At 64.1% G+C, this 25,804-nt stretch carries 24 protein-coding genes, 1 tRNA gene and 1 pseudogene; 10 read left to right on the forward strand and 16 right to left on the reverse strand.

Annotated elements, in window-relative coordinates; genetic code table 11:
• Positions 1–55 precede the first annotated feature (55 nt).
• Complete coding sequence (gene soxR / locus ACQP1O_RS38310; RefSeq protein WP_433563195.1) at positions 56–562, forward strand: redox-sensitive transcriptional activator SoxR; 507 nt, start codon at positions 56–58, stop codon at positions 560–562.
• Here soxR and ACQP1O_RS38315 read toward each other — a convergent pair whose 3' ends face one another.
• The 7 genes from ACQP1O_RS38315 to ACQP1O_RS38345 form a co-directional block, all read right to left on the reverse strand.
• The gene (locus tag ACQP1O_RS38315) at positions 563–1,411 is read right to left on the reverse strand and encodes an SDR family oxidoreductase (RefSeq protein WP_433563196.1); all 849 of its coding nucleotides are present in this window, start codon (positions 1,409–1,411) and stop codon (positions 563–565) included.
• Positions 1,412–1,620: 209 nt separating this feature from the next.
• Positions 1,621–3,468 carry a putative bifunctional diguanylate cyclase/phosphodiesterase gene (locus tag ACQP1O_RS38320; RefSeq protein ID WP_433567931.1) on the reverse strand — a complete coding sequence of 616 codons (1,848 nt, stop codon included), beginning with the start codon at positions 3,466–3,468 and terminating at the stop codon, positions 1,621–1,623.
• 40 nt (positions 3,469–3,508) lie between these two features.
• Positions 3,509–5,653, reverse strand: coding sequence for an Rv1355c family protein (locus tag ACQP1O_RS38325; protein ID WP_433563197.1), 2,145 nt, complete (start codon positions 5,651–5,653; stop codon positions 3,509–3,511).
• 2 nt (positions 5,654–5,655) lie between these two features.
• Positions 5,656–6,405 carry a hypothetical protein gene (locus ACQP1O_RS38330; RefSeq protein WP_433563198.1) on the reverse strand — a complete coding sequence of 250 codons (750 nt, stop codon included), beginning with the start codon at positions 6,403–6,405 and terminating at the stop codon, positions 5,656–5,658.
• Between the two features lie 248 nt (positions 6,406–6,653).
• Positions 6,654–7,088, reverse strand: coding sequence for an effector binding domain-containing protein (locus tag ACQP1O_RS38335; RefSeq protein WP_379387402.1), 435 nt, complete (start codon positions 7,086–7,088; stop codon positions 6,654–6,656).
• Positions 7,085–7,528 carry a GyrI-like domain-containing protein gene (locus ACQP1O_RS38340; RefSeq protein ID WP_040861458.1) on the reverse strand — a complete coding sequence of 148 codons (444 nt, stop codon included), beginning with the start codon at positions 7,526–7,528 and terminating at the stop codon, positions 7,085–7,087. The genes ACQP1O_RS38335 and ACQP1O_RS38340 overlap by 4 nt, the downstream gene beginning before the upstream one ends.
• Before the next feature lie 117 nt (positions 7,529–7,645).
• Entirely contained in the window at positions 7,646–8,305 is a 660-nt protein-coding gene (locus tag ACQP1O_RS38345; protein WP_433563199.1) for a trimeric intracellular cation channel family protein, read from the reverse strand.
• Between the two features lie 115 nt (positions 8,306–8,420).
• On the opposite strand from ACQP1O_RS38345, the gene ACQP1O_RS38350 reads away from it, so the two are divergent.
• The 3 genes from ACQP1O_RS38350 to ACQP1O_RS38360 all read left to right on the forward strand — a co-directional run bounded on the left by ACQP1O_RS38350 (position 8,421) and on the right by ACQP1O_RS38360 (position 10,360).
• On the forward strand, positions 8,421–9,143 hold the full coding sequence (locus ACQP1O_RS38350) for a uracil-DNA glycosylase (RefSeq protein WP_433563200.1): 723 nt from the start codon (positions 8,421–8,423) through the stop codon (positions 9,141–9,143).
• 385 nt (positions 9,144–9,528) lie between these two features.
• Positions 9,529–10,122 carry a TetR/AcrR family transcriptional regulator gene (locus tag ACQP1O_RS38355; RefSeq protein WP_433567932.1) on the forward strand — a complete coding sequence of 198 codons (594 nt, stop codon included), beginning with the start codon at positions 9,529–9,531 and terminating at the stop codon, positions 10,120–10,122.
• Between the two features lie 162 nt (positions 10,123–10,284).
• A tRNA-Ala gene (locus ACQP1O_RS38360) sits at positions 10,285–10,360 on the forward strand.
• Positions 10,361–10,889: 529 nt separating this feature from the next.
• On the opposite strand, the pseudogene ACQP1O_RS38365 reads toward ACQP1O_RS38360, so the two are convergent.
• From ACQP1O_RS38365 to ACQP1O_RS38385, 5 genes and pseudogenes are all read right to left on the reverse strand, one after another.
• Positions 10,890–12,167, reverse strand: a pseudogene (locus ACQP1O_RS38365) (recombinase family protein); the annotation flags it as partial.
• The gene (locus tag ACQP1O_RS38370; RefSeq protein WP_433563201.1) at positions 12,119–12,337 is read right to left on the reverse strand and encodes a hypothetical protein; all 219 of its coding nucleotides are present in this window, start codon (positions 12,335–12,337) and stop codon (positions 12,119–12,121) included. The pseudogene ACQP1O_RS38365 and the gene ACQP1O_RS38370, both read right to left, overlap by 49 nt.
• Positions 12,338–12,760: 423 nt before the next feature.
• Positions 12,761–13,111 carry a hypothetical protein gene (locus ACQP1O_RS38375; protein ID WP_433563202.1) on the reverse strand — a complete coding sequence of 117 codons (351 nt, stop codon included), beginning with the start codon at positions 13,109–13,111 and terminating at the stop codon, positions 12,761–12,763.
• A complete protein-coding gene (locus ACQP1O_RS38380; protein ID WP_433563203.1) occupies positions 13,108–13,365 on the reverse strand; it encodes a helix-turn-helix domain-containing protein in 258 nt (85 codons plus the stop codon). Before ACQP1O_RS38380 ends, ACQP1O_RS38375 begins: the two co-directional genes overlap by 4 nt.
• Positions 13,366–13,368: 3 nt before the next feature.
• Positions 13,369–13,545 carry a hypothetical protein gene (locus ACQP1O_RS38385; RefSeq protein WP_433563204.1) on the reverse strand — a complete coding sequence of 59 codons (177 nt, stop codon included), beginning with the start codon at positions 13,543–13,545 and terminating at the stop codon, positions 13,369–13,371.
• Between the two features lie 216 nt (positions 13,546–13,761).
• Here ACQP1O_RS38385 and ACQP1O_RS38390 point away from each other — a divergent pair, with 216 nt between their 5' ends.
• Positions 13,762–15,129 (forward strand): hypothetical protein, encoded by a 1,368-nt coding sequence (locus ACQP1O_RS38390; RefSeq protein WP_433563205.1) that lies wholly within the window; start codon positions 13,762–13,764, stop codon positions 15,127–15,129.
• Here ACQP1O_RS38390 and ACQP1O_RS38395 read toward each other — a convergent pair.
• A complete protein-coding gene (locus ACQP1O_RS38395; protein ID WP_433563206.1) occupies positions 15,113–15,652 on the reverse strand; it encodes an NUDIX hydrolase in 540 nt (179 codons plus the stop codon). The genes ACQP1O_RS38390 and ACQP1O_RS38395 overlap by 17 nt on opposite strands.
• 294 nt (positions 15,653–15,946) lie before the next feature.
• On the opposite strand from ACQP1O_RS38395, the gene ACQP1O_RS38400 reads away from it, so the two are divergent.
• Positions 15,947–16,603 carry a hypothetical protein gene (locus ACQP1O_RS38400; protein ID WP_433563207.1) on the forward strand — a complete coding sequence of 219 codons (657 nt, stop codon included), beginning with the start codon at positions 15,947–15,949 and terminating at the stop codon, positions 16,601–16,603.
• A 26-nt stretch (positions 16,604–16,629) separates the two neighbouring features.
• Positions 16,630–17,475, forward strand: coding sequence for a hypothetical protein (locus ACQP1O_RS38405; RefSeq protein WP_433563208.1), 846 nt, complete (start codon positions 16,630–16,632; stop codon positions 17,473–17,475).
• 609 nt (positions 17,476–18,084) lie between these two features.
• Here ACQP1O_RS38405 and ACQP1O_RS38410 read toward each other — a convergent pair.
• The 3 genes from ACQP1O_RS38410 to ACQP1O_RS38420 all read right to left on the reverse strand — a co-directional run bounded on the left by ACQP1O_RS38410 (position 18,085) and on the right by ACQP1O_RS38420 (position 22,305).
• Positions 18,085–19,983 (reverse strand): tetratricopeptide repeat protein, encoded by a 1,899-nt coding sequence (locus tag ACQP1O_RS38410; RefSeq protein ID WP_433563209.1) that lies wholly within the window; start codon positions 19,981–19,983, stop codon positions 18,085–18,087.
• 101 nt (positions 19,984–20,084) lie between these two features.
• Positions 20,085–20,585: a hypothetical protein gene (locus tag ACQP1O_RS38415; RefSeq protein WP_433563210.1), complete on the reverse strand. Its 501-nt coding sequence runs from the start codon at positions 20,583–20,585 to the stop codon at positions 20,085–20,087.
• Positions 20,586–20,922: 337 nt separating this feature from the next.
• The gene (locus ACQP1O_RS38420) at positions 20,923–22,305 is read right to left on the reverse strand and encodes an IS1380 family transposase (protein WP_433563211.1); all 1,383 of its coding nucleotides are present in this window, start codon (positions 22,303–22,305) and stop codon (positions 20,923–20,925) included.
• 632 nt (positions 22,306–22,937) lie between these two features.
• Between ACQP1O_RS38420 and ACQP1O_RS38425 the strand changes: the two genes are divergently transcribed.
• The 3 genes from ACQP1O_RS38425 (at position 22,938) to ACQP1O_RS38435 (ending at position 25,707) form a co-directional block, all read left to right on the forward strand.
• A complete protein-coding gene (locus ACQP1O_RS38425) occupies positions 22,938–23,303 on the forward strand; it encodes an effector-associated constant component EACC1 (RefSeq protein ID WP_433563212.1) in 366 nt (121 codons plus the stop codon).
• Positions 23,293–24,852 carry a caspase, EACC1-associated type gene (locus tag ACQP1O_RS38430; RefSeq protein ID WP_433563213.1) on the forward strand — a complete coding sequence of 520 codons (1,560 nt, stop codon included), beginning with the start codon at positions 23,293–23,295 and terminating at the stop codon, positions 24,850–24,852. Before ACQP1O_RS38425 ends, ACQP1O_RS38430 begins: the two co-directional genes overlap by 11 nt.
• A 252-nt stretch (positions 24,853–25,104) precedes the next feature.
• A complete protein-coding gene (locus ACQP1O_RS38435; protein ID WP_433563214.1) occupies positions 25,105–25,707 on the forward strand; it encodes a hypothetical protein in 603 nt (200 codons plus the stop codon).
• Positions 25,708–25,804: the final 97 nt, after the last annotated feature.

The following is a 25,804-nucleotide window of genomic DNA, read 5'->3' on the forward strand; positions in this document are numbered from 1 at the left end:
ACCCTGGGAGAACCCTGGAGTCGCACCGGCGAAAAACCTGGAGTAATGTTCAGGTATGCAGACCGCGTCGTGGCAGGCGAAGGAGCTGACCCCGGGTCAGCTCGCCCAGCGAGCCGGAGTTTCGGTGTCCGCCTTGCATTTCTACGAACGAGAGGGCCTGATCACGGCCCGCCGCACCAGCGGCAATCAGCGCCGCTACCCCCGGGAAACCCTGCGCCGGGTGGCCTTCATCCGCATCTCACAGCGGGTCGGCATTCCGCTGGCCGAGATCCGCCGGGCCCTCGACAACCTCCCCGACGGCCGCAACCCCTCCCGCCGCGACTGGGAGACCCTCTCCACCACCTGGCGCGCCGACCTCGACGACCGCATCGAACAGCTGATCCGGCTGCGCGACAACCTCACCGGCTGCATCGGCTGCGGCTGCCTCTCACTGGGCGTCTGCAAGATCTTCAATGCCCACGACCACCTCGGCGACGAGGGCCCCGGCGCGCGCGTGCTGGACACCCACGCCGCCGAGAACTGCACCAAGGCCGTCTGCGCGCCCACGCCCGACCAGGCGTGACTACTTGCGCGGCAGGAAAGAGGTGAACAGGTCGTTGGCGCGGCGCATGGCGAACTCGTAGGGCCAGGCGAACTTGCGGGACCACCAGTAGCCGAACCGGATGTCGAACTGGGTGTGGATCAGGTAGGTGCCCTTCTCGACACCGCGCAGGATCGCCTCGGCCACCTGGTCGGGAGACTTGGCGTGGTGGCGGAAGCGCTTGATCCAGGCCTGGATTCGCGGGTCGTCGCGATCCACGCCGACGATGTCCACGGTCTGCACCAACGGCGTGTCGACCGCTCCGGGCACCACCAGGTGGACGTCGATGTCGTGGCGCGCCAGATCGAAGCGCAGCACCTCCGACACGCCGCGCAGGCCGAACTTGCTGGCGCTGTAGGCGGCATGCCAGGGAAAGGCCATCAGACCGGCGGCCGAGGACACATTGACCAGCGCGCCACCGCGTTTCGCCTCGATCATGGGCGGCACGAAGTTCTCGATGACGTGGATGGGGCCCATGAGGTTCACATCGACCAGGCGTTTCCAGTGGCGGTGCTCGAGGTTCTCCACCGTCCCCCAGGTGGAGATGCCGGCGATGTTCATCACCACGTCCAGCGAGCCGAGCTCCTCGTGCACCTTCTCCGCGAAGGCGGTGACGGCGTCGTAGTCGCTGATGTCGAGGGCGGTGGCGACCTCGACGATGCCGCCGGTGGAACGGATGGTTTCGACGGTAGCGTCCAGCCCCTCGGCATTGACGTCGGTGAGCACCAGCCGCGCGCCCTTGCCGGCCGCCGCCAGTGCCGTCGACCGGCCGATGCCGCTCGCCGCGCCGGTAATCAAAGTCTTCTTGCCCCTCAGGCTACGATCACGCACGTCGATCCATCCCTCACTTCGACAGCCCTGTCAGACCGCACGCTACTACGCGAACAATCCTGTTCGCGAGTCATGCACGTACCCGTTACGCCCCTATTTTCCTGGGCGCACGCACCCCGGTCCGGGATTCCGCGCGCGGCGCGGGGATGTTAGGGAGTCGTGCCCATCCGGACCGCCGGACCGTAACCCCCGGATCGCCGGACCGTGGGTCAGGACGGCCCCGGCAGGACCGACCGGCTGGTCCCCGGCAGGTCCAGATCCAGCGCGATCCGCCCCGCCTCCAGATGCTCCTCGACCTCCCCGCCCGGCATGGGCCGCGCGATCAGGAACCCCTGCGCGCGGTAGCAGCCCAGCGCCACCAGGGTGCGCGCCGCCACGGTGGTCTCGACACCCTCGCCGACCACCCCGAGACCGAACGAACCCGCCAGCCCCACAATCGATTTCACGATCGCCAGATCATCGGCGCTGGCGCCCAGCCGCTGCACGAAACCCCGATCGATCTTCACCGCGTCCACCGGCAGCGCCTTCAGGTGCGACAGTGAGGAATACCCCGTCCCGAAGTCGTCGATGGCGATCTGCACGCCCATCCGCTTCAACCCGCGCAGCGTCACCTGCGTACGCGCAAGATCCTGCACCACAACATGTTCGGTGATCTCCAGGCACACCGACGACCCGTCGATGCCGTACCGCCGCAGGATCCCCTCGATGGTCTCCACGAAATCCAGCGAAACCAGCTGCACCGGAGACACATTGATCCGGATCACCACATTCGACGCCAGCCCCCGCCGCCGCCACTGCGCGAACTGCTCCGCGGCCGTGCGAATCACCCAGCGACCCAGCTCCCCCGCCAGATTGGTGGCCTCCGCGACACCGACGAACGCACCGGGCGGCAGCAGCCCGCGCGTCGGATGCTGCCAGCGCACCAGGGCCTCCAGCGCGACCACCCGGCCGGTCCGCAGATCCACCTCGGGCTGATAGTGCAGCACCAGCGAACCGTCGGACACCGCGCCGCGCAGATTCAGCTCCACGTCGTCCTGCAGCTCGAACTGCGCCCGCATGGCATCGGTGAACACCGCGACCCCGTTGCCGCCGCTCGACTTGGCAGACAGCAGAGCGTGATCCGCGCGCCGCAGCACATCGGCGACGGTGGTCTCGCCCGGAATACCGAGCGCCACGCCGACGCTGGCGCCCCGGCTCACCGTCTCCTCGCCGACGGTCACCCGCCGCGCGATGAGCTGCTGAATCCGGCTCGCCTCACGCTCGGCCGCCGCCGCGTCCATCGGCTTGGCCGGCACGATCACGAACTCGTCGCCACCCAGCCGGGCGATCACGTCACCCGGATCCAGATTCTCGCGCAACCGCGTGGCGAGCGTCCTGATGAAATTGTCCCCGGCCGTGTGCCCGAGAAAGTCGTTGAGCGCCTTCAGCCGATCCAGATCGAGAAAGAACGCCGCCACCGGCCCCGGACGTCCGGGCCTGAGCCGCTCCTCCATGTGCTCGAGCAGCGCCCGCCGATTCGCCAGCCCGGTCAGATCGTCGTGCATGGCGATATAGCGGAGCCGTTCCTCGGCCACTACGCGCGCCTGCAACTGTGCGAATAACGCGGCGATCGCCTTGAGGACATTGAGTTCGCGAGTGCTCCACTCGCGGTCGCCCTCCTTGATGAAGCCGAGCAGCCCCGTCGCCTGGCCGCGTGACACCAGCGGCACCGCAGCGGCGGAGACGGCTTCGATGCCGGCGGCCTGCTGGATCAGACGCTGATAGTCGGCGAATTCCGGGATGGGCCTGATGATGATCGGTTCGGTGGTTTCGCCGAACCTGGTCAGCGCCGCGCTGGGGTCGTCGAGGTTGGCCACCTGCAGTGGATCGCCGGTCTCCGGAGCCGCCCGATGCGGCCACTCCGCAATGAGCACCGATGCCAGCCGAGCCTCATCGGTGAAGCGCAGAAAACTGAAATCGACGTCGAAGTGCTCCACCAGCCAGGCCAGCACCCGTTCACTCGCGGCCGCCATCGTAGACGCATCGACCGCCATCAACTCCGAGGCGACCTGGGTCACCAATGAGTCGAGCGTTCGCCGAGGCACTTCTTCTCCGATCTCACTTGCCGCGCGTGGTAGCGCCCGGTATTGGACGTCGCCTGCTGCGGACCGCGGGCTCCGACGCATACCCGAGACGCAGTACCAACGCCATCGTTTCGTGCCCAGGCACTCCCAACAGCTCCAGGAAGCTGCCTTGAAGTGACGTTAGTGTATCGGCGAACTCCGGGGAAACCGTATGTAGTTCCCCGGGGCGTCGTGCATAAAGAAACACGGGTGAAACCGGTTGAACAGCGAGACCGTATTGTTCCGCGGTTATCCAGAGACGCTGGAGCGCCTCACCGGCATTCGCGTATGCGACGAGTTCCGATGGGCCCAGCGGCGGCTTCGGAAAGGTCAGGGCTACCACGGCCGAACTGGTCCGCACCTTCGCCAGGGCGTCTTCCACCAGCGCGTTGCCACCCGACCACGACCGCAGCTGGGCCATCACGTCCGCGCGAACGGCGATCTCGAGCTTGGCCAGCTCGTCGGGTTGGAGATCCAGGGTGCGCAGATCCATCCCGGTCCGTATGTCATCACCGGGCCAGCGCAGCTCGGAGGTCATCTCCAGGTGCATATCCGGCGTCAGGTAGCGGGTCCGCTCGGACTCGGCGAGGATCCGCGCGGCGGAGTCGATTCGCCGCCGATCCGTGACCATGCGGAGCGTGGCGCCGGCCCGCGTCACGGCCTCGTGAAGTCCGTCCAATATCTCGTCCGGTATCGGCGCCCCGGTCCCACCGCCCCGATTGGTGTGCCGGGCGAACAGCGCCGGGTAGCTATCGGACAGCTCGGGATCAGTGCCCGACCCCAACCGCAGCACGGCGGTGAGCAGATCCGAATCGCCGCTGCGCAGTTCGCTCTCGCCGAGCAGACCGTGCGCGGCGGCCGCGACGCGGGCGTTGAACAGCGCGGCACCGACCGCCAATGCGCTGCCCCGATACCCGATGTCCATCATCGAAGAGTGTTCGGGCGCAAGGGTGATCGTCACCTCGGCCCGATCTGCGCGCAGTGTCCAGGGCTGCGCGTTACCACCCGAGGGCGCCCGCTGCGCACACTCGAGCACAGCCTCGATGCCGGATTCCGGCCGAGGGTCGTCCGGTTCGTCCGGCCACACCAGTTCCTTGCGCACCTCGGGCTCGGTGATCTTGTCCAGGCTCTTCTCGATATCGACGCGCGTGCGTCCCGACCGCAGCGGCTGCCCGAGTCCGATCCTTCGCACCGCAGCGGCGACATTGGAACCGCCGAGTTGCACGTCGGACGCCAGTTGCGGCCAGCTGTTGAGGGTCTGACCGATCTCCACCATGCTGGCCGCGAGCGTCGCAGAGAGATTGCGACCGTCCAGAACTCGAACCATGAGAGGGGTTTTGTCGCGAGTGGACAGCCCGCGCAGCTCTGCGGCGGTGACACCGCCGAGCAAACCGTGGAAGGGCTCACGCTCCGGTTCCAGATCGAAGCGCTCGACATCGAGCAGACCGCGGTCGCTGGAATGCATCACCAGCGGAAGTCGGAGCCGACGGGCGCCTTCGCGCACGGCGAGCTTGATATCGAACGAATCGCACTCCTCTACAACGATATCCAGGCCGGTGAGGAAGGCGTCCATGTTCTCGTCGTCGAGCCCGGCCGGGAGGATCTCCACGGGCAGATACGGGTCCAGCTCCGCGATCCGGCGGGCCGCGACGACTGCCTTGTTGGCGCCGATGTCGAACAGGGTGCCCGGGAGGCGGTTCAGGTTCGAGAGCTCGACGGTGTCGAAGTCCGCCAGCCGCAGCAGACCGCAGGTGCCCTCCATGGCCAGCACGTGAGCCACGGCGTGACCGACGCTCTGCCCGACCACCCCGATCGCCTGGGCACCGAGGGTCTGCTGCTCCGCGCGGGTGAGGTTGTTGCGATTCCGGTCGAGCCGGACAGCGCGCAGCAGTTGCGGGCCGGGCAGCGCGATTACCGCCCGCCGCCACGGGTAATGAACCCAGCGATCCGATTCCGATGTTTCGGACAATTCGGGCGGAGCTACCAGGCTCGCGAACTCGGCCCGCAGCCCGTCTCGCAAGTCCCGAGATTCGATGGCCGGATTCGCCAGCAGTTCAGCAAGTCGCGCGGCCTGCCCGGAATCGGATTCATCGAGCAGTACCGGCCGATAGCACTCGCCCGATACTCCATTTTCGATCATGTTCAGGCCGAGCCCTGGGCTGGAGTCCAGGCAATGCGTGGCAAAAGACCATTCTGCGTCAATTGGGATAATTCGAGATCGAGCAACCGAGCCTGCGATTCCGTGGCCACCGAATCGTAAGTCTCCATATCCCACCAGATCGCGAACGTACGATAACGGTCGTCCGGATACGATGACGGCGGAATCCACCAGGCCACATTCGCTCCGCTGCCGCGATAGAGATTCAGCGCATGCTCGGGCGAATGCGCACTCGTGTAGCGGACCCCCAGCAGCAACGCGGCATGAACGCACGCCCTGGCCATCCAGTCGGCCAGCGCACGGCGGTGTTCGCAGTCGCGAGCAGCCCAACCGGCCTTGCACTCGATCACACCGTCAGGGATCTGGTCGGCCACCAGACGCCGGAAGGCCGGGCCGCCTTCCAATCCCGCCCAGCCCGCGACCGCGCGCATCTCGTCGACCTGCTTGTGCGGCCCCTCCGCCCGGACCCCCGCGACCACCCGACCGCCGGCATCCAGCGCCACGAAGAAGAGGGAGGTGGAGAGGCCGTCGATCACCTTGTCGTACTCGAGCGCTTCCTCGGCGCCGAACCGCCGATATGCCTCGAGTGCACCATCCATGTTCTGGCGCCACAGGCCCGGATCCGCCTCCGGAGGACCCACCAGGATCGTGTATCCCGTCAGCGGCTCTCGAAATCGGAGCATACCGTGACCAGGGCCTTGCGCCGGGACGCGCTCGATCGGTTCGACTGACATACAGTTCCACTCCACTAAAAACGACCCGCGCGACTGCTGCGCCTTCGCCCGATACAGTCATGCATCAACCGCCGTCGGACGTGGGCGCCTAGGGGAGTATCCGTCAGCCAACTGAAATTGTCCAGGCAACCGGCAAATGCCCCGAAACCCAAACGTGGCTCCAGTAATCCCCCCGGTCAAACCATTGCTGTCAACCATGAAATACAACGACAAGACCGGTTGGTACCCATTGGGTTAACAGTCAGCAATCAAACCAGGATGGAGATGAAAAGCTCCAGTTCGGCAGTGCCGTGCCAGATCTCGATCTCCTCGCGGTAGGCGCGGGTGATCTCGGCGGAAGCGGTGGCGTCGTCGACCTGAGCCCAGACATCCTCGGCCGGATCGTGATAATCGCCATTGGGCCGGAAGCGGGCGTAGACGCCCTTGGGGACGCGGATGAGGACGTCACCGACCGGTACGTCGTCGGGGCCCTTGTACTCGTAGGAGACCAGCACGTTGTAGTTGCCGGCCGGGTCGGGAACGTAGACGGTGGCCAGCGGGCGCTCGGCGCCCTCCCGGTCACGCAGGCGGTCGCGCAGGAACTCGATGAGCTCGCTGTTGGAGACCTTGAAACTGGGGCGCACCCGCGGAACCACCAGGCCGCCGTAGACCCCACCGGGCCGGACCACGATCGAATAGGTCATGACGGCTCGACCGCCAGGTACAGATCGATCTTGTACGCGTGCGGATAGGTCTCGAAGTCGCCGGTGTGAATGCGCTTGATCTGCTTGTGTTCCTCCGCGTAGGCGATCTGCGTCCACAGATCGGTCATCACCTGGGGGAAGTTGCCGACCGAGGAGAAGCGGGCGTAGGTGCCGCGCGGCAGGCGGGCCACCACGTGGCCGCGGGTCACCTCGTCGAGCGAGCCGCACTGGTAGCCGACGATCTGGGTGTTGTAGGTGCCGAGCTCGGCCGCGTAGTCGGTGTAGGCCGAGGCCAGCGGACCGCCGAGTTCCTGGTGCAGGACCGCGGCCCAGGCCACTTCCAGATCGTGGTCGCGCAGTTCACCGAGCGCACGTTTGGGACTGCGCACCGGCAACCCGGCAACCCACGTCTCGTCGCGCTCGACGATCTCGAACTGCATTGGATGGAAACTCTCTCGAGGTGTGATTCACAGCCAGTCGGCCAAGCCTTCGCCATGCTATCAATCAGCCCGGACCGCACCGGGCGACACGACAGGTCTGCCACGCGGGCGCGTCGGTCACCCGTCACGGCGGCGGTGGGGGCGGGCCATCGGGGCGTGCCAGTGGCGATACAGCGCGAGCAAGCGGAGGCCGACCGCGCCCGCACCGGCCAAACCGCCTGTCCAGTATGTGTATTGGCCGTAGTGCAGCAGCACGGCCGTCACCACGGACCCGAGCAGGGCCGGCACGGCGTACAACTCGCCATCACTGAGGACGCTCGGAGTGACGCCGGCGAGCACGTCCCGGATCACCCCGCCACCCACCGCGGTCACCAGCCCCAGCGCCGCCGCCGAGGTCGCCGACATGCCGTGCTGGAAAGCGGTCACGGTGCCGGTCACACAGAAGAGGCCGAGCCCGATGGCGTCGGCGGTGTAGAGCGGGGTGCGGACCAGGCGTACCGGCGGATGCCAGAAGAAGATGACAACCGCGGCCAGCAGCGCGACCCCGGCGTAGGAGACCTGAACGAAGGCCAGCGGAGGGGTGCGGCCGATGATGACGTCGCGAATCACTCCGCCGCCGGTGGCGGTGGCGACCGCGAGCACCGCGATGCCCACCACATCGAAGCGGCGACGCACCGCGAGCAGTGCGCCCGACACTCCGAATGCGAACACGCCCAGCAGGTTTCCCACACTCTGTACCGCGTCGACAGGGGTACCGAGTTCGACGAGATCACTCATGTGTGGCCGTTCCCTTCCAGGTCGCTAACTCTCGGCTACCGGCGGACAGTATGCCCGGTCGCCACACCGGCACTCCGCCGCACGGTCGGAGCCCCTTTATGGTTGAGTCGGCCCTGTGTGCCGCACAATTGCCCAGCTAGACGCGGAACTTACCGCGTGTCGTGCCTGCCCCCGGCTGGTGGCATGGCGCGAGCAGGTCGCACAAGAGAAGCGGGCCGCCTTCAGTGACGAGAATTACTGGGCCAAGCCGGTGCCAGGCTTCGGTCCCGCGGACGCCCGGCTGCTGATCGTGGGCCTGGCGCCGGCCGCGCACGGCGGAAATCGCACCGGCCGCATGTTCACCGGCGACCGCAGCGGTGACGTCCTCATCGCCTGCATGCACGCCGCAGGTCTGGCCAACCAGCCGACCAGCGTCTCCGCCGACGACGGCCTGCGGCTGCTGGGCACCCGCGTCACCGCCCCCGTGCACTGCGCCCCACCCGGCAACAAACCCACCCCCACCGAGCGCGATACCTGCCGCCACTGGCTGACCACCGAATTGACCCTGCTGGCACCCACTCTCCGCGCGATCGTCGTCCTCGGCGGCTGGGGCTGGCAAGCCCTCCTGCCCGCCCTGGCCGAATCCGGCTGGGCCATACCCAAACCCAAGCCCCGCTTCACCCACGGCGCCCGAATCGAACTCGCCCCGGCCGTCCCCGGCCGCGCCCCCCTCCACCTGTTCGGCACCTACCACCCCTCCCAGCAGAACACCTTCACCGGCCGCCTCACCCCCGCCATGCTCGAGCAGGTCCTCACCGACGCCGCCGAAGCCGCCGGCCTCCCCGTCCACCGCCCCTAGGCTCGGCCGACCGCGACGCGCAGCTCGATTCGATTGTCCGACCCTGGCCATCCACGAGGTCGCCGCCGACGGGTGGACTGCACGGTTCGGCTGTCCCTGCCCGGCATTGCGCGAGGTCGCCGCCGACAGATGGACTGCACGGTTCGTCTGTCCCTGCCCGGCGTTCCACGAGATCGCCGCCGACAGATGGACTGCACCGTTGGACTGTTCAGGCCCGGCATTCGACAACGTCGTCGCCGGCACGACAGGTGGGCGCGACGGCCAGGGCACGCGGCACTCTCGCTGGCGAGGTCGCCGGACCGGATACGATGCGGGCGTGAGCAGGGCCGATGACGAATCCGAGCGGGAGGGGGCGGCTGCCGATGGGGCGGCCGGGGGTGTGAAGGTGCGCCGCAGCCGGGCCGGGACGCGGCAGCGGCTACTGGACGCGGCGTTCGAGGCCTTCGCCGAGGAGGGGTTCGGCCGGTGTTCGGTCGAGCAGGTGTGTGAACGGGCCGGATTCACGCGGGGCGCCTTCTACTCGAATTTCACCTCGCTGGAGGAATTGTTCCTTGCCATGTGGGAACAGCGGTCGGCATCGATGCTGGCCGAGGCGGCCGCGATACTGGATGCACCGGGCGCGATAGACGGCGATCCGCGGCGGGCGCTCGAGCAGGTGCTGACGGCAGTTCCGGTGGATGACAAGTGGTTTCGGATCACCTCGGAATTCACCGCGCACGCCCTGCGCAATCCCGCGTTGCGGCAGGTGATGGTGGCACGGGAGGAGGCGATCGCCGCCGCACTCATCCCCGTGGTGGTCGCACTCATGCACCGCAACGGCCGACGGGTCCCGGATCCAGCGGCACTGGGCCGGGCGCTGGTGGCCGTGCACGACGGCACGCTGGGCCAGTGCCTACTGGAACCGGACAACCCGGCAGTGCGCGAGTACCGCCTCGATCTGTTCCTGCGGGTGCTCGACTCCTACAGCGAGCCCGTCTGAGGACTCAGTTCGGCGCCTCAGGCCCGAACGGAGTGCGGCGATCAGCCGACGCCCGCCGCCTGCCCACGCCCACATCCACAGAAACCCTCTCCAACCAGCCGATTCGTCGACTCCCCGCCCCACCTGCTAAAGTTCTCCAGCGCGGGTCGGAAACGTCCCCGCGGGGCTATAGCGCAGTTGGTAGCGCGTCTCGTTCGCATCGAGAAGGTCAGGGGTTCGATTCCCCTTAGCTCCACCAATCGTGTCATTGCACGAACCGACTCCGTTGGGGCTGGTACCGCAGAAGCGGTACCAGCCCCAACGTCGTTTCCGGGTTGGGGGATGCGGAAAGTGGGGACGAGGCGATCGGGGCCAGTGATGGAGACGTCGGCGACGAGGGTTTCGATGAGTGCCTTTGCTTGAGTGCGGGTGCCCGTGGCGATGATCTCCGCGATGTGGTCGGCGATGCCATCGAGCGCGGCGGGTTCCGGGGCCGTGGGTTCATTCGCCAGGGTGGCGGTCAGTTGGTCGCGGCGGGTAGCGAGCTGGGTTGTCTTGGCGCGTAATTCTCCGAGTCGTCCGGCGAGGAGTTCGGGGTCGAGGGTGCCGTTTTCGAAGGCGTTCAGATAGCGGTCGATCGCCTGCTGGGTTTTGGCGAGTTCAGCGGAGACCGTGGCCAATTCGGCGCAGGTGTCGCTACTGGCGTCTCGGTGGTTTCGCCGTTGAGCGGTGACGGCTTGGCTGATCAGGTCGTGGCGGGTGCGATAGAACGTGCCCAGGGCTTCGAGGATGGCGACGTCGACGGAGTCGGCGTCGAGTCGGGTGAAGTCGCACTTGTCGGCGTCGTAGCGGGCGCGGTTGAAGCAGGTGTAGTAGCGGTAGGTGCGTGAGCGTCCGGTGGCGCGGGTGCCGATCATGGCGCGTCCACAGCGTGGGCAGCGCAAGCGTCCGGTCAGGAGATAGTCCGAGGAGTTCGCGGCGCGGTGGGCATGGGATTCCCCGCGCGCTCCGAGGACCGCTTGAGCGCGGTCGAAGATCTCGGTCTCGATGAGCGCGGGGTGGGTGCCGGTGACGGTGGTGTCGCGGAAGGTCAACTCGCCGAGGTAGATCCGGCTGTTGAGGATCCGCAGCACATGATGGCCGGACCACTCGCGGCCAGTGCTGGCACGATGCCCGCGCGTATTCAACTCCGCGGCGACGGCACGGGCACCGAGACGGCGGCAGGAGTAGAGGTCGAAGATCATGCGCACCACCACGGCTTCGACTTCGTCCACAACCAGGGTTTGGGTGGTTCTGTCGACCCGGTAGCCGTAGGGCCGTTTGCCGCCCTTCCATTTGCCTTTGGCGGCTTTGCGTTCCATGCCTGCGATGACGCGGTCGATGATGGTGTCGCGTTCGAACTGGGCGAACATGCCCAGCATCTGCACCAGCAAGCGGCCCATGGGTGTGGAGGTGTCGAATGGTTCTGTGGCGGAACGGAACACGACTTTGGCCCGGTCGAGTTCGTCGAGCAGGGTGACCAGGTCGCGCAGGTTGCGGGAGAAGCGATCAACCCGGTAGACCACGAGTACGTCGATGAGCCCGGCACGCGCGGCTTGCAGCGCCCGTTGCAAGCCGGGGCGCTCGGTGCTTGCGCCGGAGGCGTCGTCGGTGAAGGACGTCGTGTGTCGCCAGCCGGGTTGGGAATCGATATAGGAGGCCAGCCGGGTGTCCTGGGCTTCGATGGAATAGGGCTGGTTGTCTTCGGTGGTGGAGCGGCGGGTGTAAGTCCCTACCCGCACGTCCTGCTCCCATGCGGCAATGTCGGTAGTGATACGCGGAGTTGAGGACTTCTTGCTGCCTGCCATGCTGCCGATCCTTCCCATCGAGACACGCTTCTCGCATTCTCGGATGTCCGAAACAACCTGTGGCGTACCGGAATTCGGGTTAGCGATTCGGTCCGAAATGTCACCGGGTCTATTGTCCCTCGATCGGTTTTCGAATGTATTGGTGTGGTGGGCATTTCGATCGTGGCGTTTCATGCGGCCTTCGGCTGCCCGTTGTTGGTGTGGGGACGGTGGGTCCATGAAGTGATGAGGTCGGCGAGGAGGGTGACGGCGTGGTCGTGTTGGGTGGCGGTGAGCGGTTCGGTGTCGATTCGGTCGATGTGCCAGCGTTGGTGGGCGCGTTCGCGGGCAGGCGGCTTGGCGGGTTCGGTGCCGGTCGGGGCGTTGTCTCCGGGTTCGGGGCGTTCCATCTGGGCTCCTATGGGATGTTCGGCGTTTGGAGTGGCGGTCACCCTGTACTGGCAGCGGAACCCGTGTTTATGCGCGTCCGGGACCGGAATTGATGCGATTCCGTGTTCCGCGGTCAAGGTTCGGCATCAATCACGAGATCCGCTGAGTCCGGCATATGGGTTTGGCGCGCCTGTTAACTGCCGAGAAGGGGCCCGATTTCGACATTTCAGTGCGAAACGGTTCGATAACGATCGGTATCGCCACACGCAAGCACCCCAGGGGCGATTGTCTTGCCCCTGGGGTGCTTTGAATATGGATGGGCGGTGGATGGCGCTATCTGCGGTTGATCAGGCCGGTTTGGTCTTGTCCATCGTCGTCGGCATTGACGGGCACGTTCCACAGGTCGTGGCTGCTGCCGTTCGGGCCTGGTTCCAGGGGCTTCATCAGTTCACCCCCTCTCCAATCGTGATGGCTTTCGGCTGGTCGCTGAGGTTGTCGTTTGTGTACCTGATGCCGGTGTCCGCGCAGATCACGTCGGCGATCTTGACCAGGGCCGGGAGATCGTCAGGCTCGAAATGGTCGATGGTTGGGGCGATCACCTCGTTCACGCATTCGGTATAGGCGAGATTCATCAGCCGATTGATCACAGCGCCGGGGCGGTTCGGGACGCCGAAGTAGACCAGGACCATCGACCATCCGCGCTCCTGGGCGAGTGTGTGGATCTGTGCCTCGTCGTGCTGCCACCGCTCGTCCGACACGTCGGGGCGGAGGAATCCGATCACGTAGTGGGTCATGGTCGTGTCCCGGCGTAGTCGCGGTATACGGGGCGGGTGATCGCGAGTCGGCCTCGCGCGGTGCTGCGCCAGCGGGCGGGTCCTTGCAGGGTGCCCATCGCCAACCCGGTGCGCGACAGTCGCAGCAGTGCCCGGTGGATCGAGGTTTCGGGAAGTCCGGTGGCGCGGCAGAGTTGCCGCACAGTCAGCGCTTGGGGCGGCTCCAGGTTCGACAGTGCACCAAGCACTTTCGCTTCCGCTTCGGTGAAGGCCATCGCTCACCGTCCCCGACTGATCGGAACGTAGATCGGTGGCGGTTCGGCCGCCAGCCGCGCCTGAATGTCGGCGACAGTCAGCCGAGCGGCGGGGCAACCGCTGCTGGTGAGAGCGCGGCCGGTCGCGGCGGCGGCGAAGACCAGTAGCGAGACGAGCGTGATGGCAAGAAGGATGTCCATGTCCGGCAGCTCCCGGTACTCGGCGGTCGTTGCAGCGCACCCAGATACCGCGAGCTCGTGGGTCGAAGGGGCCCACCCGGTATCGGGCTGATTGCCAGTTCACTGCACGTCGGGCGGTCGGCGGTAGACGTGTGGGATGGGCGGGTGTGTGCACAGGGGGCGTGCGCAATCGCCGATTGATAGCGGTTCGGTGTTACCGGTGCCACACTGCGATTCATGGGACGCCGTGCGAAACAACCGAATCGGCAGTTCGAGGAGCTGGTCGAAGAGGCCGGCGGGGTACGCAAGGCACTCGCCCGCCGCGTCGTCGACCGGGGCCGCGGTCTCGGACTGAAGCTCAGCTACGACCACACTTCGATCGGGCGCTGGCTCTCCGGGGAGCAGCCGCAGCCGCCGGTGCCGCAGCTGATCGCGGACACGCTGACCGAATTACTCGGGCGCACAATCACACCGGCCATGTGCGGCATGTCCAACCCCCGGGATGCGGCCGCGGATCTTGGCCTGGAGTTCTCACTGAGCCTCTCCGGCGCCGTCGACGCCTCGACCACGTTGTGGCGCAGCGACATCGAACACCGACGATTCCTGCAGGACACCTCCTATGCGGTCGCGGTCTACCCGGCTGCTTCCATGCGGTGGCTGACACTGCCCGGCCCCGAGCATCCTGTGTCGATCGGCTCGTCACGACGGGTGGGACAGATCGATGTCGATGCGGTGCAATCGATGGCGGCCGCCTTCCGGGATCTCGACAACAAGGTCGGTGGCGGCAAGGTCCGCTCGACGATCGTCCAATACCTCCACAGCTCGGTCGCACCGCTGCTGCGCGGAAGCTTCAACGAGCACATCGGCCGCCAACTGTTCGGCTCCACAGCCGAACTCGTACGCCTGGCAGGCTGGGCCGCCTACGACCAAGAGGACCACGGCCTCGCTCAGCGGTACCTGATCCAGGCCCTCCGCCTTGCCCGCGCCGCCAGCGACGGCGCGCTCAGTGCCGAAATCATGGCCGCGATGAGCCACCAGGCTACCTACGTCGGTCGGCCCGGCGATGCCATCGACTTGGCCCGCGCCGCGCAGATCGCTGCCCGCACTGCTGGTCTGGCCGCCCTCGAGTCCGAATGCCACATGGTCGAAGCACATGGCCACGCCGCCCGTCAGGACGAAACATCCTGCACCACAGCGCTCACCGCCGCCGAACGCGCCTATGATCGCGTCCGGCCCGGTGAACAACCGGTATGGCTGGCCTACTTCGACCAGTCCTACATGTCCGCGAAAACCGCCCATTGCTTCCGCGAACTTGGCGACCACACGCGCACAGCGCAATTCGCACAAAGATCATTGACAATGTCGGCGGGCTACCAGCGCGGACGCGCATTCAACTTGAGCCTGCTCGCCTCTGCCCTGACAGTGACTGACCCACGGGAGGCCGTGCGGGTCGGGCTCGGCGCGCTCGATATCGCGGTCGATCTCGCGTCCCGCCGGAGCCTGTCCTACCTGCGAGATCTGCGCTACCGATTGCGGCCGTTCAACGACTTGACCGAGGTCGCCGAATTTCGCCAGCAGATCCTCGAACTCACTCGGCGAGGCTGAGCGCCCGATAGACCGCCACCACCGTCGCTGCACCCACGATCTCACCCCGATCGATCATCGCCGCCGCCTCGGACAGCGGGATCCACCGCACCTCCTCGGCCTCATTGATATCGGGCGCGGTATCGGTCAGATCCGCGCCCCGGGCGAGATAGATCTCCTGCGGTTGATCCAGGGTACCGATCGAGGGCTGATAGGTCACCAGATGCTCCATCGCGCGCGGCCGCCACCCGGTCTCCTCCTCCACCTCCCGCGCCGCCGCCACCGCGACATCCTCGGCGTGATCGACGTAACCGCCGGGTAGTTCCCACACCCATTGATCGATGATGAATCGATGCCGGTACATCAACAGCGCCTCGCGATTCTCGTTGAGTACCAATGTCATCGCGCACCGCGGCATCCGAGCCACATACTGCGTGAACCGGACACCGTCCGGCAGTTCGACGTCGACCGTCGAGAGCCGAATATGCCGATTCTCATCGACCAGCTGCTCTCCGAGGATGTTCCACTGCGTCGCACGCTTCACGCCCTAGACCCTACGCGGTACACATCTACTCGGAAGTGCCGTCCTTAGCCGGGGTCGTATCCATCAGTGCCCACACGACTGCTTCCGAGCAGCGGGGCGGCGGCGGTACAGCCTCGTTAGGAGTTCAGTCGGGCCAGCACTTGATGCGCTCGAAGCGTGAACTGCCTTTGTGACGTGCTCATCTGCGGAAGACTCTGTGTAACAGTCTATTCGAGATGATAGGTTTCTGATCATGCTGGTCGTCGACACACCTCGCTGCGATGGGCTTTCGGAGCCGATCGGCGTTTACAAAGAATGACCGACTCCAACGCGTTCGCCCGCGCAGGTCAGGTATTGGCCGATGTCGCTTCGTTACTTGACCACCATCCCGCCCAAAGCGATCCGAAGCGCGGTCGTCCAGCTGGCGCTGGCTACGGACATCTTCTGCGGTCGAGCGTCGCGCTCTGTTACACCGCGTGGGAGGTGTACGTCGAAGAGGCGCTGGTCGAGACCGTGCAGCTCCTTGTTGCCGATGGTGAACCAGACGAGCTGCCTGTCGCCTTCCGCACGTGGGTTGCGGAACTGAAGCCAAGCCCATGGACCTTCGTAGGCGATGCCTGGCGGTACCAGGTTGTGGAGTTAGTCCGCGAACGAATCGAAGGCGACGACACGGGTCGGTATGGCTTTAACACGGCGTCCGTCGGGAAGGTAACCGGCCTCTACAAAGAGGTCCTTGGCTATTCGCCACTGCAGGATATTAAGTGGCAGAGCAAGTCGAACGCCGCCGTTCGTCGTGATATCTCATTGTTGGTGCAGGTTCGCGGCGAGATAGTACACAAGGGTACGACTCCCGGTTCTCTCAACCTGAAGGGTGTGCGGGACTGGTCTTCGTTCGTAGGGCGACTGTGTGAGAAGTTCGATGAACAACTTGGCCAATTCAGAGCCGATGTATCCTCGGGCTCCAAAAACTAAGACGCAGGCCACACTGAGGAACGCCGATGACCACACAAAATCTGACCGGTGACCAGCCTGAGTCGGGTGATGAACCTAAGACCACCGGGCATCCAGTCGCTCTTGTCCCCAACGGGCAGCGCCCGTCGGCGACTTGGTCGATCGTGGGCGCAACGTGTGGGCTTGCGGCGATCGTGGTCGGATTGGTTGCGCTTGGGCTGGCGAACCACTGGGGTATCGCACAGTTCGGTACGGTGTCGACTTGGGTCTTCGGTTCAGTCACGCTAACTGCGCTGGTACTGGCTTTCTCTGAATCAAGAAGATCGATTCGTGAGTCAGCTAAATCCGAGGAACGGACTGAGCTGCAACGGCAGATCGACCATGAGATTGACCGTCGTAGAGAGACGAGCAAGGCCATCGCTGATCTGTGGAGCGCTATCGCAGCGGAAGCTCTCTCTGTCAACGATGTCCTCAACTTCTTCGATGATCTCCCATACTCGTTTGATCTGAACGTCGCTCGCAATGAAGAAGTATCAACACCACTCGCCGTAGAGATCCACGATGTGGTTAAGGCCTTCGTTCAGGGTTGGTTGCATAATGTTGAAGGCCCATTGCTGTATGCACTTGTCGTCACCAAAGGGACTAAGCTCGACCAGCCTACGCGCCAACTGAATAAGGACGTACGCTCGCTGGTCGATGGGGCGATTCCCGCCCTAACGAATTTTGCTATGACCCAACAACATATACCTGAAACACAGCCGGTTAGAGATCTCTTCAGTTCAATTACCAAGCGGCGGCAGGATTTCCTGGATCTAATGCGTGACCATCTTGCGCTTGATTGGGCTACTGTTACAAGTGCCGTCATGGAATCGTCGGCACCCAATAGGTTGTAAAACGTTCAGCCGCTGTCACGGTCGTTTGTTAGGGCCGCATCGAATCATTGAAGGACCACCAACCACGGCCGCTGCTACGGGCTGACCTGCCACGCGGCTTCATGTGCGAAGGGGCCGTCTGGAGCATCAACTGCCAGGATCAATGGCTGATGCGGCGAGCCGATCATAGATATAGCGAGGCCGCGTTTGGTTTCGCCCTGACTGACGTGGCCTACGGCCCCGGCGGCATGAACGGCCTGTAATCAGCCGACGGATCGCTCCCTTAACCGCTTTTGCTGAGGGCCCACGAATCCGCCGCAGACACGTACCGCCACCACGGAACTCTCGCTGTGCGCGAAGGGTTTGTCGGAGGTGTCAGATCGAAGACCACGCAGGGCAGCGCGCCGATGCAGTGCTCGTTCTTCGTTCGAACCTCGTTGAGAGTGATGTTGGCTGTGGATCCGTCGAGTGCGGTCGCGTGTACCGGGCTGCCGATCATGCCGGCGTAGCTAGGTACGGCGGCAATCTTCGGAGGAGGCTTATCGGTTGTCACCTGATCGCCTTCCGACTCACTGGGGCGTTCCGCGGCCGGCATCTCGATGAGGGGCAATCCTTTCGCCACAGAGGGCCTTACTGGGCTGATACTTCGGCCCCACCCACAGTGCCTAGTTCTTCGAGGAGAGCCGGAAGGATGGATATCGCGGCGGGAAGTCCACCGTCGGCGGCTTTGCGACACCATATTGCGGATTCTGCTAGCTCGCCCCGTTCTTGGAGAAAGAACCCGAGGTTGTACATCGCCGTGAGGTCTCCGTTTTCTGCGCCTCTCCGGCTCCATGCCTCAGCTTCCTGCAGCTCCCCTCTCTCCATGAAGAGAGTCGAGAGTGCATGCATTGCGTCAATTTGTCCGTTTTCCGCGGCCCTGCGATACCAAGTCTCGGCTTCCTCTACCTCACCTCGGTCGGCAAGCAGTATAGCTAGACCCTGCATTGCGGGCGGGTGTCCGTTGTCTGCGGCCGCGCGGTACCACGGTTCGGCCTCCTTAAGTGCACCACGTTCCTTGAGCATGTACCCAAGAATGTGCTTCGCCCGAAGGTCTCCGGCGTCAGCGGCGTTGCGATACCAAGTCTCGGCTTCCTCCCGCGCACCTCGTCTCACGAGCAGAAAGGCGAGATTGTTCATCGCGCGGAAGTCCCCGGTGTCGACGCCTCTGCGACACCATCTCTCGGCTTCCTCAAATTCGCCACGATCCTTGAAAAGAGACGCCGTAGCCAGAATCGCGGATGGGTTCCCCTTATCGGCAGCTCGCCGGATCCAGTTTTCGCCTTCCTCTACTTCATCCCGCTTGGTTAGCGCGCTCCCAAGGGCGAACATGGCGAGCGCGTTTTCCGTTACCACGGCCTGACGAAGCAGCGAGACTGCTGTGCTCAAATCGCCCCGCCGTTGCGCGCTGATTCCGACTAGGGTAAGAACCAGATAATCCCCGTCACGAGTCGCCATGTGCCAGAATGCATCTGGAATCGGCCGAGGCTCGCGGTCACCCTGACCGTCATCTGCGGCGACGAGATAGTCAAAGGGGTGGTACCCGCGAGTCTTGCTGTCGAGAAATATGGTACGCAAGGCCGCCGCTCTGCCGACGCCTTTGGGGGATGTGCCGGCGGATGAGATAGCCGCACGGACGCTCTCACTAATGAGATCGAGGTCCGGTCGTCGTTCGCGAAGGCGATGCATTGCAAGTTCGGTGAGCGTTTGCTCGGGGATCGCGTCTGGTTGCCCGATCCGCGTCCAATCGATTGCAACCTGAATCACCGCGTGTTGCACTGGATCGATCTCAGCGGCATCGTCATAGCGCTGCAACAGTTCTGGTGCGCCGGCAAGGACCTCGCCTAAGCCATAGCCGTTGAAGCTCTGATCCGGGTAGATCTGGCCTGCGGCTGCTTGCTCGCAGAGATCTTCACTAGTGGAAGCCAAATCAATGGTCTTGGCTTGCTCAAGTAGGAGTCGCGTTTCGCGCTGAAGTTCCCCATCGCTCCGAAGTTGGGCTCGCATCTCCGACCGCAAAGTAGCGACGACTATGGTCCGGCCGGGCCGTTCTCTCAGACGCGCCAACACATTAGGGGTTAGTTTATCCGATGATGTCAGGTATTCATGCAGGTCATCAAGCCAAACCACTATGGTGTCACCGGTGGCCGCAACACGCGGATGTGCGACGAGTTCGCGGATCCCATCCGCGATTGGCCATAACAGTTTCGCAGTTGGATGATGAGTATGAATCGCTTCGAAGACGGTGCGGGTTTTGCCCGCCTTCGACGGACCCACGACGATAACCACCTGAGGACTGCCCAGGGCTTCCGACACTCTGGCGTCGACCAGGTTGCGGGTACGAGGTACGTAACCGTCGCGATGGCCATGTTCATGAGCGTTACCGAACGCTGAACTGGTCACCCCTAACTGATAGGGATTGAGGTCACCGATAGTTGGCAGATCGGAGCCTCCAAACAACTGAACGAGCTCACGCAGCGAGCGGTACACGTTCTCGGTGCCCTGTACCGTGAGATCGCCGTGGATTGTGTTCCCGGTAAAGAAGTTACTCCCGCCGTATCTAGGTACGGGCGACGCGGTACGACCGGGGCTCAGGACCGCGTCGAATCGGGGTCCGGCGGCGCCAGTATCCCCGCCTGCACACCATGGATCCGAACATCACCGGCAATCGAGCCGTTCTCGATACGTACCCCATCGCCAGATGATTTGACATCGACGACCTCTAGCGCCGTGGCTACGAGATCCTTTACATCGACGCCTATTACGACATGCGGGGCGTGCCGTTCTACAGCCTGGAGCACCGCAGCGGCTGCGGCAACCAACTCTGGATCTTTGTCCGCGCCAGCATCTTCGAGGTCCTCGGCCAGTGACTCCTTCTTATGGGCCGAGTCGGGGCGACGCTCAAGTGCCGTCACGTCCACATCCCCGTACTTGTGGCTGATCAGCTTCTTCAGCTCCGAGTAGGCATCCTTCACCGCCTGGGTCGCCGTATCCTTCATCCCCGCAGCCGCCCCCGCGGCGAGCGCTGAAACCACCACAGCTGTCACCGGATCCATGCGTCGATCTTCCTTTGCTACCGCGGTGATGGTCAACAGCCCCTCCCATGATTTGCAGGGCTTCATCGATGGAATCTATGAAGATAGAGGGTCGAGGAAGTTCTGAAGACGATGTTCCATCCGATGAGAGGTTGTCGAAATACTGGATGAGGGATCGGAGATCGTGCATCCGTAGGTCGATCACATCACTGTCGGGCTCTAGCCTCGATCTTTCTCGGGGTGTCCGGCCTGGTCTGATCGGTTTCGGATTGGTCTTGGGCCGCTGATCAGCGACCGGTGGGCAACGCAGGGTAGCCCGGTCAGCGGGTGGCTGCCGGGTTCCACGGGCCCGGGAGGAAGTCCTTTCGGTGATCGTAGGGATGGTTTGTGCTGGTCATCCTGGTTGCAGGCGGTTGAGGGCGGTCAGTAGCAGGCCGGTGCCGCGGTGATGCTTGGACAGGCGCAGGTGAACGCGGCGGGCGTGGCGGGCGAGCCGGGCGGGGATCGAGAACAGTTGCAAGCGAAGTGTTTTCGGTTCCCAGCGCCGGGCAGCGTGGTCGTGCAGACCGATGGTCTGCAGCCAGGCCGTCAGATCGAGGGCGAGTGCGACGATCGCGACCCAGATCCGATTCGCGTCGAAGGATTTGAACGGCAGGTTGCGTAGCCCGGTGGCTTTCGCGCCGCGGATGCGGTCCTCGCAGCGGGCGCGGCGGCGGTGTCGTAACTCCAGGTCGGGGAGCTGGCCGCGGCGGGTGTTGGTAACGAACGCGGTCAGTCGCAGCCCGTCGACGTCGGTGAACCGCAGCTGCGCGCCGGGGTGCGGACGCTCTTTGCGGACGATCAGTCGCATGTCGTCGGGCCAACCGTCGAGGTCGAGCATGTCGGTGACCTCGGCGACCCAGGCGCCGTCGCGGACGTCGCCGTCGGCGTCGTAGGCTGGGGTCCAGACATCAGCGGGGATCTCGTTGACCGCTTCGACGATGGTGTCGGTGAGGGTGAATCCCAGCGAGTACTGGACTCTGCGGGCGGTGCAGTAGTCGACGAAGTCGTGGGTGCCGCCGCCGGAATCGGTGCGCACCAGCACTTTCCGGCCGACACGGTAGTCCGGCCGCCAGGGTAGTTGCGCGATCGCGGCGGCGAGGACCCGTTTGTGGTCGGCGGCGGTGTTGGCGCCGGCGTTGCCCGGTCGCAGCAGCTCCGCGAGGGGCTCGCCGGTGCCGTCGAGTCCGTGATCGGCGAACGCCAGCAGCGGGTGGAAGCCATAGCCCTTCTTGTATGTCGGTGCCGCGCATTCCTTTTCCGAATGCGAGTCGAGCAGGGTGGCATCCAGATCGATGGACAGCGGGTCGCTGGCGGTGATCGCATGATCCGGCGCCCGATCACCGGCGGCCTGCCAAGCCGCCGCGCGCGCGGCGGCGCGAGCAGAAGCGATGGCGGCCAACGCTTTCGGCGCATCGGCGGCCAGTGTGCTGATCAGCCGGTGCACGGTCGGGTCCGAGGCGACGTGCCCGAACACCTCCGGCTCGCCGCGCAACAACGCCACATCGGCGCCACAGTCGCCGCCGATCGCGACCATCACCGCCAGGTCCAGCAGGATCTTCCCCGGATCATGGACGGACAACGGCTTCCGCCACGGCACCAGGACCTGCGACAACGCCCGATCGAGGCCCACTTTCACCGCGGTCCGCAGCAGCGCCACCGCTCCCGCCTGCGACACCACACCTGTCCCGTCCCCGCCAATTTTCAGCGACGGGTACCACGACGTAGACTCCCTCACCAGAAGGGTGCTCCTCAAACTGCGTATTCGGTCCTAAGCAAATCGAATTATCACAGCTCAGAGCACCTTTCGCCATTTCAGAAGACCATCCGAGCAGAACAGCATGATCGGTCGAGGCTAGATGCTTGAGACGCTGGATCAGGGTGGTCTTGCCCGCCCCGCCGGGCGCGAGGAGGACGTAGGAGTCTCCTGTACCGGCGAGGTCCTCACCCCACCGAGGCTGCACACCCGCGTACCAGTCGCGGTTCAGCGTCACATTGTCGAGAAGCCCGTCTTTGGTGAAGGGGATGTCGCTGTTCACCGGCGCGACCCGGCGGGAAACGCCTGCACGTTGCGCTTCGTTACCGATTGCTGCCTCATCAAGCAGCGGTGCCTGCTCGCCGGGATCCGTCATAACGCCCTCCAGCCTAGGTTCGACCTGTTGGGCGTACGGAACTCAGTGCCCGCGTGTCGGCCCGAATCGGAGAGTGTCGTCGGCCGCTACATGGACCGCCGCCGATTCTCTTCGCCGATCGTCGGTCGACACGCGATCAGATTTGCCGGTTGGTCCGGGTGCGGGGTATCTGCTGTGTAGTGTGAATCCTCGCATTCAACAAAGCATTTCAAGATCGGACGTGGGGGACGGCACCAGCATGTACGCCAACGAGGATGTGCGGATAAGCCTGGATTCGGCTCGGTCGGTGGACGATTCGCTCGGTTTGGTCGAGTGGCTTCGTAACGAACGCGGTCTTCATGGGCGTGTCCAGCTGAACAGCAATCCCCCGGCAGAAGGAGAGCTCGGCGGCGTCATCGACCTGATCACTGTCGCGATGGGCTCGGGGGGAATCGCCACCGTTCTCGCCGGATCGCTGACCAGCTGGCTGCAGAGCCGTCGGGCACACACCAAAGTGCGGATTGTCATCACTCAAGCTGACCGAAGTCTGGAGCTGGAGACCGACGATACAGTCGCCGCTGAGGCGCTGATTCGCCGCTTCCTAGGCGAACACGATGGAGCCTGATCGCGAACCACATTCGGATTCGCGCGCCATTCTGGTGGGGGTGGGACGCTACGACGACGAGGCGCTTCCGGATGTGCCCGCGGCTGTCAACAGCCTTCATGCGATGGACGAGCTACTCAGGGATTCGGAGCTGTGCCGCTGGCCGGAGGACCGGGTGACGGTTCTGGAAAACTGCCGTGACGCCGTCGAATTGGCCCTGACGCTTCGTCGTCTGGCGGAAGAGACGACCGGTACGCTTCTGCTGTACTTCGTCGGCCACGGTGTGCTCACAGACAAAGGCGAACTGTGTCTTGCAACGGGCAGCACTCGACACCGAGATCCTGACCTGACTGGCCTTGAGTTTGCCAAGGTGCGGGGTATCTTCCTGAACTCGCCTGCGCGCGTCAAACTGGTGATATTGGATTGCTGCTATTCCGGACGAGTGATCCATGGCCTGTCGCCGGCTGGGGACGGCGAACTGGCTTCGGCCACCGACGTGCGAGGGGTGTACACACTCACCGCGGCCGATCGGACGGCTCACGTTCCAGCTCTGGCCGAACAAGATTCGGCCTGCACATCGTTCACAGGCGCATTCCGCGATGTTGTCCGGCAAGGGGTTCCAGGTGGCCCGCCAACACTCGCCCTGAGTCACCTCTACCAGGAGCTTTGGCGCTTGTTGAGGCAGCGTGATCTGCCCGAACCGAACCAGCGCGGGACCGACACTGTTGATCTGTACACGTTCACCCAGAACGCCGCCTATCGACCACCTGCGAACGGGGCCAGCGCATTTCGCCTGATACCTTCCGAGCGCGAGGAACTATTCTTCAAGATAGTTTCCGCGCAACCGGTTCACGGCCTGACGGACGCAGCGTTGTCAAGGCTTGACGATCGACCCGGTGTCTATCAGATATACCTAAAGTCAGCGGATGGCGAGCGCGATCGGGTATATGTCGGTAAGTCAGATCGGTCCGTTCCTGAACGACTCCTAAACCACCGCCGCAAAATCGAGGGCCGCCGCAACATCGACATCAGCGATGTGTCATTCAACTATCTGCTGCTAGATGACGATCTTTCCTATGTAGCGCCAGAATTCCTGCTTCTTCGTCGATCGCACAAGCTTGGCGAGACACTGCCCTGGAACAACGCCGGCTTCGGCAACAAAGACCCCGGCCGACAACGGGACATTACGCGCCTGAAGAGCGGACATTTTGATGCGCTCTATCCGATCGACCTGTCGTGGTCCGTGCGAACCGATGGCCAAGCAGAGCTGATTTCGGTTGATAGCTTGCTCGTTCAACTCAAGTCCGAACTTCCTTACGTATTCAGGTACGGTCTCCGGGATCGAGCGTTGGAGAATGTTCTCGTCGAGCTTCCGCAAGGAGATCTATCTGCTGATGGTGCTTTCCGTCTACTTGCTGAGGCTCTCGGTGACTCCTGGCAGATAACTGCCCTGCTGGGCTACGTTGTGATGTACCAGGAACGAGACAGACAGTATCCCAGCGCCTTCCGATATTACGTCGGTAGCCGCAGCGAGGAAGCGTCCCCAGATATCTACGAGGATCTCGCGTGAATGTGTAGCGAGCCGGAGCCGGTTTCGTGGCGGTTGCCGTTCTTTGGCCGACGACAACGGCCATTGCGCATCTCATGGCATGCGTTCTTCGAGTGCAACCCATCATAAGCGTTTGGGCACGGTGTCAAACCAGAAACAGAGAGACGGCACGGAGCATCGCGCGCTAGCTGGCATTATTGAACTGCACTCAGCAGCAGTGTGTTTCGACCACGCTGGTAGCTTAAATTTGGATTGTGCTGACGGGGAGGGACGATGACCGGCGAACCGGTGACGACGCTGTATGACTTCCAGTTGTCGATGCTTCACGCGATGTCCAGGCGGGTTCCTTCTCCGGGTGCAGATCTGCTCGGTCGGCTCGGCGTGACTCGTGTCGAGACCGAGATCGCTGAGAAGCGGTGGTGGTACGCCGATGCAACCAACGACTTCAACTCGATCGCCGAGTACATCACCGCTTGGGGCGCACCGGATTCCGATCGGCTCGAAAACCACGGCGACCGCCAGATCCGTTATGCGGGATGGGATCTACCGTTCTGGCCCGAGCTGCGAATGGAGTGGATGGAGGTATCGAACTACCCCAAGTTGTTCAGACAGCTTTTGCGGCGGCCTGATTGCCCGCGGCCGCAGTTCGAATCTGTCAACGACCTGACACCCTGGTCGTCCACGTGGACCGAAATTCATGACGGGACACTGGGACCGACCGACATGATCGATGGCTGGGGCGGGCCCGGAGACATCGCGGTCTTCAAAGCAATCGACCCCGACACCCGGCGCGAGCGTGTCTATTGGGCCCATTTCGATTGGGCCCTGTTGCAGTACGTCGAACCCGCTCCGGACACGTACGTATGGACACTCTGAGACGCTGTCAAGACCAGCCGATGGCCGATCGGACTCCGGATCGCTCGACGAAATCTAAGGCCGGGTGGCGCGCTCAGGATCGTCTGCCGTTTCGGGA

The sequence above is a fragment of the Nocardia sp. CA-151230 genome (genome assembly GCF_050942175.1).
Classification (GTDB): Bacteria; Actinomycetota; Actinomycetes; order Mycobacteriales; family Mycobacteriaceae; genus Nocardia.